The sequence below is a fragment of the Neobacillus drentensis genome (genome assembly GCF_036962125.1).
GTDB classification, from domain to species: Bacteria; Bacillota; Bacilli; order Bacillales; family Cytobacillaceae; genus Neobacillus; species Neobacillus drentensis_B.
Genome location: NZ_JBALOA010000026.1, coordinates 1 through 13,981 on the forward strand (window position 1 = coordinate 1; position 13,981 = coordinate 13,981).

At 39.3% G+C, this 13,981-nt stretch carries 17 protein-coding genes; 7 read left to right on the forward strand and 10 right to left on the reverse strand.

Annotated elements, in window-relative coordinates; all coding sequences use genetic code 11:
* Positions 1-415: 415 nt before the first annotated feature.
* Positions 416-1,237 carry a YitT family protein gene (locus V7121_RS19950; protein ID WP_335503081.1) on the forward strand — a complete coding sequence of 274 codons (822 nt, stop codon included), beginning with the start codon at positions 416-418 and terminating at the stop codon, positions 1,235-1,237.
* A gap of 76 nt (positions 1,238-1,313) precedes the next feature.
* Entirely contained in the window at positions 1,314-1,445 is a 132-nt protein-coding gene (locus tag V7121_RS19955; protein ID WP_335547559.1) for a hypothetical protein, read from the forward strand.
* A 57-nt stretch (positions 1,446-1,502) separates the two neighbouring features.
* On the opposite strand, the gene V7121_RS19960 is transcribed toward V7121_RS19955, so the two are convergent.
* From V7121_RS19960 to V7121_RS19985, 6 genes are all read right to left on the reverse strand, one after another.
* Positions 1,503-2,273, reverse strand: coding sequence for a class I SAM-dependent methyltransferase (locus V7121_RS19960; RefSeq protein WP_335503076.1), 771 nt, complete (start codon positions 2,271-2,273; stop codon positions 1,503-1,505).
* 108 nt (positions 2,274-2,381) lie between these two features.
* Positions 2,382-3,137: an exodeoxyribonuclease III gene (locus V7121_RS19965; protein ID WP_335547561.1), complete on the reverse strand. Its 756-nt coding sequence runs from the start codon at positions 3,135-3,137 to the stop codon at positions 2,382-2,384.
* 115 nt (positions 3,138-3,252) lie between these two features.
* A complete protein-coding gene (locus V7121_RS19970) occupies positions 3,253-4,053 on the reverse strand; it encodes a divergent polysaccharide deacetylase family protein (RefSeq protein WP_335547563.1) in 801 nt (266 codons plus the stop codon).
* A gap of 97 nt (positions 4,054-4,150) precedes the next feature.
* Complete coding sequence (locus tag V7121_RS19975; protein ID WP_335503067.1) at positions 4,151-4,591, reverse strand: peptidylprolyl isomerase; 441 nt, start codon at positions 4,589-4,591, stop codon at positions 4,151-4,153.
* A 242-nt stretch (positions 4,592-4,833) separates the two neighbouring features.
* Positions 4,834-5,286 carry a CBO0543 family protein gene (locus V7121_RS19980; protein ID WP_335547565.1) on the reverse strand — a complete coding sequence of 151 codons (453 nt, stop codon included), beginning with the start codon at positions 5,284-5,286 and terminating at the stop codon, positions 4,834-4,836.
* Positions 5,213-6,271 carry a DUF2515 domain-containing protein gene (locus tag V7121_RS19985; protein ID WP_335547567.1) on the reverse strand — a complete coding sequence of 353 codons (1,059 nt, stop codon included), beginning with the start codon at positions 6,269-6,271 and terminating at the stop codon, positions 5,213-5,215. The genes V7121_RS19980 and V7121_RS19985 overlap by 74 nt, the downstream gene beginning before the upstream one ends.
* A gap of 152 nt (positions 6,272-6,423) precedes the next feature.
* On the opposite strand from V7121_RS19985, the gene shc reads away from it, so the two are divergent.
* Positions 6,424-8,289 (forward strand): squalene--hopene cyclase, encoded by a 1,866-nt coding sequence (gene shc, locus V7121_RS19990; protein WP_335547569.1) that lies wholly within the window; start codon positions 6,424-6,426, stop codon positions 8,287-8,289.
* Between the two features lie 45 nt (positions 8,290-8,334).
* On the opposite strand, the gene V7121_RS19995 is transcribed toward shc, so the two are convergent.
* Positions 8,335-8,841: a mismatch-specific DNA-glycosylase gene (locus V7121_RS19995; protein WP_335547571.1), complete on the reverse strand. Its 507-nt coding sequence runs from the start codon at positions 8,839-8,841 to the stop codon at positions 8,335-8,337.
* A 132-nt stretch (positions 8,842-8,973) separates the two neighbouring features.
* Here V7121_RS19995 and V7121_RS20000 point away from each other — a divergent pair, with 132 nt between their 5' ends.
* Genes V7121_RS20000 through V7121_RS20015 form a run of 4 tightly spaced genes read left to right on the forward strand, consistent with a single transcriptional unit; the run spans position 8,974 to position 11,325 of the window.
* A complete protein-coding gene (locus V7121_RS20000; protein ID WP_335503051.1) occupies positions 8,974-9,585 on the forward strand; it encodes a copper amine oxidase N-terminal domain-containing protein in 612 nt (203 codons plus the stop codon).
* A gap of 15 nt (positions 9,586-9,600) precedes the next feature.
* Positions 9,601-9,846, forward strand: a complete 246-nt coding sequence (locus tag V7121_RS20005) for a hypothetical protein (protein ID WP_335503049.1) — start codon at positions 9,601-9,603, stop codon at positions 9,844-9,846.
* Positions 9,821-10,759 carry an FAD:protein FMN transferase gene (locus V7121_RS20010; RefSeq protein WP_335503047.1) on the forward strand — a complete coding sequence of 313 codons (939 nt, stop codon included), beginning with the start codon at positions 9,821-9,823 and terminating at the stop codon, positions 10,757-10,759. The genes V7121_RS20005 and V7121_RS20010 overlap by 26 nt, the downstream gene beginning before the upstream one ends.
* 2 nt (positions 10,760-10,761) lie before the next feature.
* The gene (locus tag V7121_RS20015) at positions 10,762-11,325 is read left to right on the forward strand and encodes a ferric reductase-like transmembrane domain-containing protein (protein WP_335503044.1); all 564 of its coding nucleotides are present in this window, start codon (positions 10,762-10,764) and stop codon (positions 11,323-11,325) included.
* A 64-nt stretch (positions 11,326-11,389) separates the two neighbouring features.
* Here V7121_RS20015 and V7121_RS20020 read toward each other — a convergent pair whose 3' ends face one another.
* From V7121_RS20020 to V7121_RS20030, 3 genes are all read right to left on the reverse strand, one after another.
* Entirely contained in the window at positions 11,390-12,622 is a 1,233-nt protein-coding gene (locus tag V7121_RS20020) for a sensor histidine kinase (protein WP_335503041.1), read from the reverse strand.
* Positions 12,615-13,292 carry a response regulator transcription factor gene (locus V7121_RS20025; RefSeq protein WP_335547573.1) on the reverse strand — a complete coding sequence of 226 codons (678 nt, stop codon included), beginning with the start codon at positions 13,290-13,292 and terminating at the stop codon, positions 12,615-12,617. Before V7121_RS20025 ends, V7121_RS20020 begins: the two co-directional genes overlap by 8 nt.
* A 101-nt stretch (positions 13,293-13,393) precedes the next feature.
* Positions 13,394-13,978, reverse strand: a complete 585-nt coding sequence (locus V7121_RS20030; protein ID WP_335547575.1) for a YitT family protein — start codon at positions 13,976-13,978, stop codon at positions 13,394-13,396.
* Between the last annotated feature and the right edge of the window lie 3 nt (positions 13,979-13,981).

Genomic DNA, 13,981 nt, shown 5'->3' on the forward strand with positions numbered 1-13,981 from the left:
GCTTAGCTTCATATATGAAGCTAAATTGTATTGTTTGTTTGCACGATTTTGTTTGTTTAGTTTTCAAAGAACAAGTCTATTAATCTTTTGCCAACCAATCAAGCGGTTAGCAACATTTGTTATTTTAACATAACATTCTTACGAAGTCAACTTCATTCAAAACACTTAGTTAAAATCCATTTAATTAAGTTGTTTCGTAGCAGCGACAATGAATATCATACTACGTTCTCACCCATTCGTCAAACATTTCTTTGCTCTTTTTTTATTAATTGAATAACACTATTTTCAACTTCATAACAGCCTGTTCCTTTTGTCACAAATTCTTCTCTGGTCAATCCTATTTTTAGCTTTTAAACTACAATATGGAAATAATCGTAAACAAAAAAAATGAAGAGAATTCACGAGGTGCAAATAAATGAAACACTCTGTAGTACAAACCATCGCGATCACTATTTTTTCAATCATCATGGCGTATTCACTAAATACGTTCCTAATCCCCCATAACGTGTTAACCGGTGGAATTGCGGGACTTGCAATTATCATTAATAATTACATACCTATAAATAGCGGCTGGATTATTCTTATCATTAATATTCCATTGTTCGTTCTGGGCTATTTTCACTTGGGGAAAAAGTTTATGTTATTAACGGTTTATTCGGTCATCTTATTGTCCGTTTCAATGAGATTCATTCCAATTCATGCTTTTAGTGAAGATATTTTACTTTCAAGTGTTTTTGGAGGAGTCATCTTTGGAATCTGCGTTGGAGCTAATATTCGTTTTGGCGGATCGGCTGGCGGCGTTGATATTATTAGTGTCATTTTAGCAAAGAAGAAAGATATGTCCGTTGGCTTCATTATAACATGTACAAACTTTGCGATTGTTCTAGTTTCAGCTTTAGTGTACGGCCCTGATACGACACTATACACTCTTTTTGCCATTTTCGCTTCCGGGAAAGCAGTTGATTCTGTTCACACGAACCATTTGAAGCTTACGGTCACGATTGTTACAGATAAATGGAAGGAACTAAATGCCGCCTTAATCCAATTACATCCGCGCGGGGTAACAATGACTGATGCTGAAGGAGTTTATTCTCATCATCCCAAAAAAGTATTAACAACTGTGATTACCAAGTATGAATTAGCAGAAACCAAGGAGGCCATTCAAAAAAATGATCCGGCTGCTTTTGTTCATATTACCAGAGCCATTGAAGTCATGGGGAAATTTAGAAAAGATTAGTAGACGTGATTAGATTCTATTTAATAGGAAAAGATACCATTGTAAACCGTCTTATCAAAAAGGAGCTGACATTAACATGGATATGGATTTCCAGAAAAAAGAGGATGATATAGTTGCTCCGATCGAACAGGAGCAATTAACTCAAACGGCTTTGGAGGAGAAAATGCCCGAATTTGATGTCATTGGAACTGCACTTAACGATGTGTAATCACAAAAAACCCTTTGCGAAAAGAGACATTCTCTCTTTTTGCAAAGGGGTTTATTTTTACCTCTTTAATGCCTTTAAAATGACTGCTTCCCCTTGAAATGAGATGACTTGATCATTTGCAATCGAGACCTTAAATTTGTTTTTTATTTTTTCTGAAGTCTTGAGGATGTATTCAGTGAGTTTCATTTTTTCATGCTCAGGTAAATTCATTCGATTACACCATGATGCGTATTGAAATGTTTTTTCGAAGCGATGCATCTCGTAAATTTCAAACCCATTAATCTCAAGCATCCGAATCCATTCACTCTTCTTCCAAGCCCGAAAATGACTGTAATCCCGCCATTTTTCAATAGAATTATAAAAGAGGTCATATTCATTCTCTTCTGGAACGACATTATCATCCAATAAAAACTGACCGGATGGCTTGAGAACTCGGTGGACCTCTTCTACAAACTTATTCACATTCGGGAAATGATGGGGAGCAATCCGGCAGGTGACCACATCATATATCCCATCTAAAAAGGGAAGATTTTCGGCATCCCCTAATATGAACTCAACATTTTGATGTCCGTTACCCCGAATGAATTTTTCTGCTGCCTGTAACATTTCAGGAGTTAAATCCATTGCGGTGACTTTTTCTACTAAGCTGGCAAAGGCATTGGCCGTATGTCCGCCGCCGGTGGCAATGTCTAATAGAACTTCGTTTCCAGTTACCACCGCTATATCCACAAGCTTTTGCAGGTCACTCCCGTACTTATGGATGGCACTGCTGACGTAGGAGTCTGCACTTTTCCCAAACTGCTGTTTGACATCGTTTTTTAGATCCAAGTCATTTCCCCTCCAAAACCGTTCTACCTTAACTATAAAACAACTATTAGATAAAGAAAATGACGAGAATTCAATGATTTTCCATAAGTAAAACTAATAAAGCGGCCTTTATTCCTTCAGCTCCAACACGACCGGGCAATGATCACTCCCCATTACATTGCAATGGATGTCTACATTATTGAGACGCTCACGCAATTTTTCGGAGACAATAAAATAATCAATTCGCCAGCCAATGTTCCTTTCGCGGACCTTAGCCATATAAGACCACCACGTATAAGCTCCTTCCTGATCGGGGTTAAAATGCCGGTAGCTATCGATAAAGCCTTCAGCGAGCAAGCCTGTCATTTTCCCTCTTTCTTCCTCCGTAAACCCGGAATTGCCAAGATTGGATTTTGGATTGCGCAAATCAATTTCCTGATGGGCCACATTCAAATCCCCGCAAAGTACAACCGGCTTCACTTCATCCAAGGCTTTCAAATGTGCTAGGATCCGATCCTCCCAATCCAACCGGTAGCCGATTCTCGCTAAATCCCTTTGCGAATTTGGCGTGTAAACATTAACCAAGAAAAAATCCTTAAACTCTAATGTTAAAATGCGTCCTTCGTCTTCACTCTCGTCTTGACCAACTCCATACCGGACAGATAGGGGTTCAATTTTTGTGAATACCGCTGTACCTGAATAGCCTTTTTTGACGGCATAATTCCAATATTGGTGATACCCATCCAATTCCAGATTAATTTGTCCTTCTTGCAGCTTCGTTTCCTGCACACAGAAAATATCTGCATCCACTTCCTGAAAATATTCTAAAAAACCTTTTTTTACACATGCCCTAAGGCCATTGACATTCCAAGATATTAGCTTCATTTTACAAATTCCTTCTCCCTTGCTCTCTTCTTAATTATTTCTTTTTGATAGGTGACATTTTATCAGTTAACGAGCCATCGGGAAAGTAATATGAAAACAAAGTAAAAGGCAGTGGTTAGCTGCCCTTTTTTAATGGTATAAAATACTTTTCTGTTGATTTGCCGGAGAACAGACCTGAGGCTGGGACTATTTTTATATGTCGTCTTTTAAATTCGTCCATCGACTGAAAAACCCCAATCGAACATACTTTCCCTGTAATTCCGACATGGCCAATCGCAATTCCTGAGCCCTTAATTTCAGTCACTTTCGCTAGTCTAATCATTTGCTGTCGGACATGCGATGAGGAAGATATATCGTCGAGGAAAACATCTCTTTTAAGGACGGGTACACCGAGTTCATTAGCAATTTTCGGGAACTTTGTATTTGGACTTGTCGCACTATCAATAATAAATAACCTCTTTTCCTTTGCTACCTCAACAATAGCAAGAACAATCTCTTCATTTTCAACTGCAAGTGAACCCATATGGTTATTGATGCCAACAGCATATGGAACATCCTTGATCGCGTCCCTGACGATTTGTTTTACTTCGGCAGCGGAAAGGTCATTCGTAATCGGCCTTGGTCCGAGCCATGATCTTTTTCCTCGTTTCGGTTCCATCGATAAATGTATCATGACTTCGATTCCATATTTATGAGCCCATTTGGCATGTTCAGTCGAGTGTTCTGTAAAGGGCATAACTGCTGCCGTTATCGGAATTTCCCCTTCCAAGAAGTCCCTAACTCCACCTGTTCCGCCGCCAAAATCATCGATGATAATCGCTGCTTTTAGTTCTTTAGGTTCTATTTTTTGGGCTGAAGCCGGTTGGTGAAACGAAAGGAACATGAATGGAATCAGCATTGAAACAAATTTTCTCATATTTGACCTCCAACTTGGACTATTTGAGGTTAATTTGCCCTATGTACAATTAAATTAGACAAAAAAAGAAGAGCTGCAAGAGCTCTCCCTGAGTTATCTATTCTTGGTCATAGACCTTTACTTCTACCATTTTGTCGCCATTTCTCATCGCTTTTGCTGTTTCTAATCCAGAAGTCACTTGTCCAAACACAGTATGTACACCGTTTAGATGCGGCTGTGATTCATGAACGATAAAGAATTGGCTGCCACCAGTGTTTTTTCCTGCATGTGCCATCGATAATGCACCAGGTACATGTTTGTGCGGGTTGCCTTCTGTTTCACATTTAATTGTGTAACCAGGTCCACCAGTTCCACGGCCTTCTGGGCATCCTCCTTGACTTACAAACCCAGGAATAACGCGGTGGAAAGTTAATCCATTGTAGAATCCTTTGTTAGCTAATGATTCAAAATTCTCAACTGTTCCTGGTGCTGCTTCTGGATATAAATCAAATTCAATTTTTTCTCCATTTTCCATGATAAAATGACCTTTTTTCGCCATTCAAAACACTCCTTTATGTAAAAATCATTTTTATCATACACTTTTCAAAAAAGAAATGAAAGTTTGATACCCAAAAATTCTTCCTTTTAGTTATATTTCTCCTCCATTCGTGGTAATATATTAGTACCCCTTCCGAACATTCGCTTGTTGCGGGACACTTAACCACTGTACGGACGGAAGGGGCAAGGTGTAACTTTGGTTACATCGCAAAAGCCGAGATGAAAATCTCGGCTTTTTGTATGCTATCCTTTTCGTTTTTCCAACCCACGGTAAAAAGAATAAATGATCGTTAGGAATAGCAAATAGCCAAAAAAGGTATAGAGATGATTCCATGTACTTGCGTGTTCGAACCAACCGATTAATTCAGAAAATTTTTCAAAAATAGTCATCAACAGACTAATAAAAACAATCAAACCAACTTTCCCCCATTTGTTTACTCGGCTCATCACCTGTAGAAAGACAAAAACAAGGACAGGCACCCCTGCCAGTGGAAAGGTGATGTTAATGGAAAACACCTCTGGCAAGGGCCTTATTGGGAAATGGTACATTTGTTTTCCTACAAAAAAAAGATCTAAATAGGTAGCCAGTATAGAGGATAAAAATATCGTTGTTAAGGTAGGATTATTCCAAAATCGAGATCGCTTTTTTGGCGATGGCTGCGAGTTCAAGCCGTTCAAGTGTTTTACAATATTCATTTTGTATCTCCCCGTCTATATTTTCAGTATCATCGATTAAATAATCACACACACGATTGTCTTCAAACCAGTCCCCTTTTTCTGCCTCTGGTTGACTGATATTTTTCCATGCGTTTTCAAGGGTTGGACTATAAATTTTCCTTGCACGCGGCCGGAGCTGACAGGCTTTTAACCTCGTCTGATAGGCAAAGCCAGGAATCCCTTCATTGACGTTATTAAAAATATTCGGCCAATAATCCTTCCGCGAACCTGTATGTGGATGTTCTTTTGCCCACTCTACTATTTTTTTTAGCCGCTCCTTGTTTTTAAAGAGAACAGCATATAACCTCTTCCCAAGTAATACTCGTTCATGTAAGGACTCAAATTGGTGGAGCGTTTGGCCGGCAAGGCTTCTTTTTCCATAAGGAAAGAGAATATGGTTAAACGAAAGCAAGTCCTGAAGGATAAATTCAAATTTATTTATAACATCTTTTTGGTAAATTGGATTTTGAACCACTCTTTTTTCCAAATAACTTTGTTCATTAATAACTAAAGCGACAGTAAGAATGTAGGTTTCCTGATGTACCCAAAAGTAATTCCAAATCGTTTCCATAAAAATAGAAATATTAAGATACGAACATAAATGAAACAACGGCTTATTTTGTTTAAGGCTTTCTTTGTAGAGCAAGAATTGCGGGTAGATATCTTGGAAGATTAGCCAATTTCCACGCTCTAAAAAAGCAAAGAACACTACCCTATCCTTTTTTGAAAGCAAACGGGTTAGAAATTCCCCTTTAAGGTCGGTCATATTCCAGCCGCCATTTCGGGAGACCATGTGCCCCAGTAAGGCCCAATGGATTTCCGGGTGTTGAAGATAAAATTCAAGATAGGCCTTCGTTCTGGTGACATTGTTTACGTTATGTTCAGCTGTCTGAGTCCTTAATTGTTCAACTAAAACCAAATCTGCCTTTGTAATTTTTGGAGAAGTTCCCGTTTGCTTGCTCATTTTCTTTAAGTCTTCCTTTATCGTTTCAATCGGTGACTTCTCTCGATTTCTTATAAAAAAAATGGCCGATTACCTCCTTTGCGCATTCTCCATCCACGATTGGAATATGTATGAATGAGAGTAATTTAACGGGAGAGGAATGATTCTTACATATGACCCAAATACAAAAAGGCATCGATTGGTTAATTGGAACATTACGAAAAGATCAATCTGCCGACGGCTCTTGGAATTATCCTTTTGAAACTGGACTGTCCACAGATGCTTATATGATCATTTTATTGCGGACATTGGAAATAAATGATGAAGAATTAATCCAAGGCTTGGTAGCGCGGATTTTAAGCAAGCAGGAGAATAATGGGGCTTGGAAGCTTTATTATGATGAAGGTGAAGGAAATCTAACAGCGACAGTAGAGGCATATTATGCTTTGTTGTATTCGGGGTATGTCAAGAAAGATGATAAACAGTTACGTGCGGCTCGAAGATTTATTTTATCCAAGGGCGGTTTAGAAGAAGTCAGTATCTTTACAAAAGTCATGCTTTCATTAACGGGTCAATATATCTGGCCCGATTTTTCTCCTCTTCCAATTGAATTTATCCTCTTACCACACTACTTTCCGATAAATTTTTATTCCTTTTCGGTCTTTGGGCGTGCCAATCTAACACCAATTATTCTTCTTGCCGACAAAAAATTCTTCATTAAGACCGAGAAAAGCCCGAATCTTTCAGAGTTACATTTACATCGACATCAGGAAGATTCGTGGTTTCGTTCCTCAGAATATCGTTCGTTACTAACCTTTATTGAGGATGGTGTGAAAAGATTAATAGGTCTGCCTGAACAGCTTCATCAGTTAGCTGTGGAGCGTGCAAAGAAATACATGTTGGATCACCTTGAACCCGACGGTACCTTTTATAGTTACTACAGCTGTACTTTTTTAATGATTTTCGCCCTTCTTTCGGACGGGTATCAGAAAACGGATCCGATTATTACTAAAGCGGTAAATGGGTTGCTTGCGATGAAATGTGATATCAACGGGCATCCCCATATGCAGTACACAACGGCACATGTCTGGAATACTTCATTAATTGGTTATGCCCTGCAATCCGCTGGGGTTGCTGCAGACGATCCAGTGGTCAACAAGGCCCATCGATATTTATTAAACAGGCAACATCATACATTTGGGGATTGGGTCATTCATAATACTAAGTCCCTGCCCGGCGGTTGGGGGTTTTCCGACGTTAATACCATGAATCCAGATGTAGATGATACCACCGCTTCACTCCGCTCCATTTCAAGGATGGTTCCGTTGGAAAGAGATGCCTGGGATAGAGGTCTCAGCTGGCTCTTATCAATGCAAAATGACGATGGCGGCTGGGCGGCATTTGAAAAAAATACCGATACCAAGTTATTCGAATTTCTCCCCATTGAAAAAGGAGAGTTTTTATTGGCCGATCCTTCTTGTGCTGACATTACAGGAAGGACACTCGAATTTTTAGGAAATTATACGAATTTACCCCGAGACCACAATGTTATAAAGAAAGGAATCAACTGGCTTTTAAAAAATCAAAGAAAGGATGGTTCTTGGTATGGAAGATGGGGGCTTTGTTATTTATATGGAACTTGGGGGGCAGTGACCGGATTAATGGCAACGGGTATCCCTAGAAGTCATTCTTCGATTCGAATGGCAGTGGATTGGTTACTAACCATACAAAATGAGGATGGCGGCTGGGGAGAATCCTGTCAGAGTGATAGTAAAAAAAAGTATGTTCCCTTAGGAGAAAGCACCTTAACACACAGTGCCTGGGCACTGGATGCCCTGATTTCCACTTCTGAAGAACCAACACCTCAAATCCAAAAAGGGATCACCTATTTATTAACTTCGCTTGAAAAATCGGATTGGACGACAGACTACCCAAAAGGTCAAGGGATGGCTGGAGGGTTCTACATTCATTATCATAGTTATCGTTATATTTTCCCTCTGATCGCCTTATCACACTATCGGAAAAAATACGAATCGTAGACAACAAACAAAACATCGACGGATAAATAATAAAACCGTCGATGTTTATTCTGATAAAAGCGGGCCAAGGCCTTTATAGATGTCAACAATTTCCTCCATCCTCATTCGAACCAAACCACTAGAAGATGGCGCGACAAAATCAACCACCCCAGGAACTGATCCGTTTGTTTGTTTTCCCCATTTCACTACTTTTACACCACTATACTGCTGGTAAACTCCTTTTCCGACAAAACACACGACTTGAGGCTTTAATCGTTCGATTTTTTTCCTTAATATCTCTCTCCCCTCTTTATACTCTTCCTTCGTGATTTCATCCGCTGCTTTCGTTGGCCGGGCAACGATATTGGTAAAGCCAAATCCTAATTCTAAAAGCTTGGTATCCTCGCTAGCTTCATACTTTCGCGGTGTTAACCCGGCTTCGTAAATGATTTTCCAAAAGCGATTATTTGGATTCGCATAATGATGGCCGACCTCACTCGAGCGAATACTCGGATTAAAGCCAACAAATAAAACCTTTAAATTTTTCTTAAGATGATCACTGATGGGTTCCATAACTAATCCCCTTTCAAAATACCTCCGTTTTTCCATAAAATTCGGATTATGTTTTATATTATCATACTGTTTTCAGATTTTTTTCAGATTTGTGGACTACACTGCTTACAAATAGAATTTGGAGGCTGAAAAATGAAATTAAAATGGAAAAAGTTGATAATGATGTTTGCCCTGATTCTAACCGTATTTTCGATTGGAACGAGTGTAATTGCTGATGATGGACACGATGATGATGACGACGATGAAAGACATGAATATTACCAAGAAACGGATGACGATGAAGAAAACTGGCAGGCACCACCAAATGAAATCCCTACTCAACAACAAACGGAATATTGGTATATCTGGTCAAGAGAGGCAAGGAACAACCCAAATAATCCACTGCCAAGCACTGACCCTGCTGAATTCCCAGTTGTGTTTGAAGAGAACAAGACAAATGTCTACTTGATTCCCCAAGACGGTCAATTACTTGTTTCGGCAAATGAAATGGCAAAAATATTGGGCGCTCATGTCTCGTTTTATCAACAAAGTAAAATTGCTATTTTACAAAAAGACGACCTGGAATTAGCAGTTAAAGCAGGTTCCAACGCAGCATTTGAAAACAAACTGAAAACTCCGATGCCGACTCAAGCCACCTCTTATGAACAATCGGTATTTCTACCAATTTCAGTTGCTGCCAATGCCTTAGGTTACCGCGTTTCTTGGGACCAGGCTAAACAGGAAATAGTCATTAAATCTATCTAAAGGAGTGTGAGCCTCATGGCAAAATCGAATAAATCTAAGTGGGTCATCGGGATAACAGGCACCGCCCTTTCCGCCTTTGTTATCAGTCAGGTGGGTGCTAATCAACCCAATCAGGACCTGTCATCCAAACCGGTCCTAACTAAGTCAATGAGCAAGGAAGAAAAGGAATTCGTTCAACTTGATTGGTCAAATTTTACGATCAATGGGGTTGTTGTTTCGGAAGGTGTGGAGCCAAGTGATCGACAAACAAGAAGGTCTTAAACCGAGCGAATCGTTAACTTTTACTGCTATGAATACAACCTTTTTCATTGAAGTTACGAACTGTAGTATGCCAAATTGGAAAGAAGTCATCCATGGATGGATTCAGTACGTTGAGAAAGAGTGGTCACGGTTTCAAGGAAAAAACAACGAGTTAGGGCAATTAAATCAACTAGCTATTGGTGAGAAAATGATCTTATCACCGCCGCTTTTCGACATTCTCCATAGAGCGGAGGATTATCGTCAAAAAACAAGCAGCACCTTTTCACCCTACTTATTACCACAACTCCAATATCATGGCTATGAATCTACCTTCCCATTCACTATGTCAAGATGGGTAGGGAATGAGATGCCTCCATTGTTTGAAAATGTAAACTCGCCTTTTTTGTTTGAGCCGCATTCGAATACAGTTATGCGAACAACAGCGGGAAAAGTGGACTTAGGAGGAATTGGAAAGGGGTATGCCGTACAGGCCGTTGCAAGATGGTTAAAGAATATTGGCGGGGCATCGACTGGCATGGTCGACGGCGGCGGAGACATGACTGTTTGGTCGGATGGAAACAAAGAATGGAAGATAGGTGTGGCACATCCCCACCACAAAGAGGTAGAAATTACTCAATTCCGCATCAAAAATGGCAGTATCGCTACCTCCAATAGTATCTTTCGGAGCTGGACTCAAGGGAATGTGAGGAAACATCATATTTTGAATGGAAGGACTGGCCTACCTGCAGAAAATACCATCATTCAAGCCACCGTGATTACAGAAAACTGTTTAGATGCAGAAGTTGGCGCAAAAATCTGTCTGATTGAGGATGTTTCAAACATTAAGCACCAATTAAAAAGACTAAATCCAGCTAGTTCCTTTTTGCTTATAAATAACCAAGGGGAGGTCCTAGCTGATGGATGGGAGGAATGAGGATGAATGAACTGGTCTCTGTGTGGACGTTAATCCGCACTTCTGGCTTTTTGGCATATTACTTCATGACACTCTCACTCGTGTTTGGACTGTTAAGTTCTTTTGCCATCATGAAGAAAAAGAAGACTTTGCTCATTTCATTACACAAAAAAAGTAGTTGGTATGGTCTGCTTACCATTATCTTTCATATGATTTTGATTTGGCAGGATCAGTATGCCCCCTATACTCTGGCAGAGCTGCTCCTTCCTTTTCGCGCTGAAAATGAACCATTATTTTCAACCTTTGGTATTCTCTCCTTTTACTTATTTCTTTTGGTTATGGCTTCCTCCGATTTTTTAATCAAAAAATTAGGTTTTAATAGGTGGAAAAAGATTCACTTAGCCGTCATCCCTGCTTGGTTGTTTATGCTTATTCACGGCTTTGCCATCGGGACGGATTCGTCCGAGGCTTGGGCATTATCGATCTACTTAATTTCCAGTTCAATTATCTGCGTCCTTATGTTAATCCGAGTTATCGAGTCAATGATGCTCCGCCAAAGTTCAGGACGACATAATCTTAAAAGTTAAAAACGCCAGTGCAGCGCGCTGGCGTTATTTTTATTGCCGATTTGAAAATCTGACTTTAGGTTTTCTACTCCTTAAAAATGATTGTGAGAGTTGTTCCCTCACCTTCGATACTATTGGCATGTATCTCTCCCCCATGGGCTGTTACAATCGTTTGGGCAATTGACAGACCTAGGCCAGCGCCACCCTTTTCCCGTGATAAATCCGCTCGGTAAAAACGATCAAAAATGAAGGGTAGATCTTTTGAAGGGATACCACAGCCTGTATCCTGTAAAGTGATGGTTGTGATCCCGTTTTTCGATTGTAATGATAGAACCACTTTCCCTTCCTTTGTATACCTGAAGGCATTATCTAGCAAAATGTATATTAATTGCTGCACCTTTACTTCATCACAGCTAAGGGTCACACCACTTTGAATCCTTTGCTCAAAGTGAATAGATTTACTAGCGATCCTTGAGAATTTTTTATAGATGGCCATTAATAAACGTGATAGATTTACGTCTTTCCTCTCTATTGGCAATTGGTTTTTATCGCTTCTTGCTAACAATAAAAGATTATTAATCAAGCTGCGCATTAAATTTGCCTCCGTTTTGACATCATCAAGGACCTCTATACCATAGTCACTTAATTTGTCTTTTTCTTCCCGCAGTAATAAATCGACGGAGCTATAAAAAATACTTAGCGGCGTTCTTAATTCATGGGATGCATCCGATACAAATTTTTCTTGTTTAAAAAAAGCATTTCTAATAGGTTTCATCGCCTGACCGGCAAAATAATAACCTAAGCCTGCAAATAATAAGCTAAAAAGGAAAGTTAGGCCGATAAGAGTCCAGGTAATACTCTGAATGAGGTGTTTTTCGCTGGTAATATTCATTCCAAGAATAACGTAACCGTATATGTTTCTATTGAGGGTAAGCGGTTTCTTCACTAGGAGAAGATGGTACTGTTTCCATTCCACTCGTTCAATAAATGACTGTCCATCAATCTTTGGATTCTTAACCAGCCAACTGTCCAATGTTGGAAGAGATTCCTCCCCGAAAATCAGCTTACCTTGTGGATTAAATACATAATAAAAAATTGCTCGGTTTGGTTCATATTCCAAGCTATGGTGCTTTCTGTCATGAAGGTCTTCAATAAAGTCAGATTTCTCTTTATTATAATAAACCTTTATTTCGTCTATTTCTTTTTCAATGATTTCATCTGAAATCAGGAAGTATAGCAATCCAATAAAAGAAAAGAGGACGCATAATAAGGATAAAGAATAGAGCATGGTTAGCTTTGCTTTGACTTGGTTAAACATTGGAATGTCTCACTTTATAACCGATGCCGCGAACATTTTGGATTAACGATGGTTTTCCTGGTACATCAATCTTTTTGCGGACTAATTTCACCATGGCATCGAGGGCATTATCAGATACTTCCGTTTCAAAGCCCCATAGTTTTTCAAATAATAGTTCTCTTGTCATGATCTGGTTTTGATTGCGCATCAACAGCTCTAGTAAATGGTATTCTTTCTTAGATAATTCAATAGTGGTGTTGTTTCTTTTGATGACATGTGTATTAAGATTGAGGGTCAAGTCAGCAAGTGAGATGATTTCTTCAAGAGGTTTTTCTTTTCTGCGGCTTATGGCTCTAAGACGTGCTAATAACTCGTTAAATTCAAACGGTTTGACAATATAATCATCTGCACCAGAATCAAGTCCGGAAATGATATCTTGATTAGCATCCTTTGCCGTTACAAATAATATTCCACTTTGGATCCCTTTCTGACGAAGCCTTTTACAAACAGTCAGTCCATCCTGGCCGGGAAGCATCCAGTCCAAGATAATTAAATCGTAGGTAAGAATACAGGCATTGTCGTAAGCGTCCCTTCCATTTTTAACCCAATCAACACGATTAAATTCTTTCTGAAGTAAGTGGGCAACCAGTTTACCAAGTCTGACATCATCCTCTGCTAGTAATATGTTCACTTTCTCCACCCTTCTTTCCAAAAATTCCTTTTACTTTCATCTTAGCAAGGTTTTCTGAAAAAAGAGTGAAAATTGCATGAACATTGGATAGGATGAATCTCCTAACCTATGTAAAAATGTTCATTGCGATAGGAAGTAATTAAACTTGCTAGTAATCCCACAATTGCAACAATAATCAGCGAATAAAATAATTTCACATCTTGAAGAAGGAAGAGGCCGGTAATGATTATTACCGCATCCATCGCAAACATAATGATCCCAACATTCACTTTTGACCATTTGGCAAGAATTAATGCGAGTAAATCCATTCCGCCAGGACTAATATGATTTCGGAGCATCACCCCCACCCCACTCCCTATAATCACCGCACCAACAACCACACTACTCATAATCGGTAATTGAAACATTCCATTTAACGGCATGAGCAATTCAATCATAAGACCCGAACAGATTGCTCCCAATACACCGTTAAAAAAATATACAGGGTCTGATTTAAAGGCGAACATATAAACGGGGATATTAAGAATGATAAACGTGATTCCCGCTTTAAATCCCAATAGATATTTAAGTATCAGACTTATACCCAAAAATCCTCCATTAATTAAGTGCAAAGGAAGAATAAACCCATTGATGCCAATCCCAATCATCGTGCTCCCGAATCCGATTATCGCTAATTTTTTCAGCATATC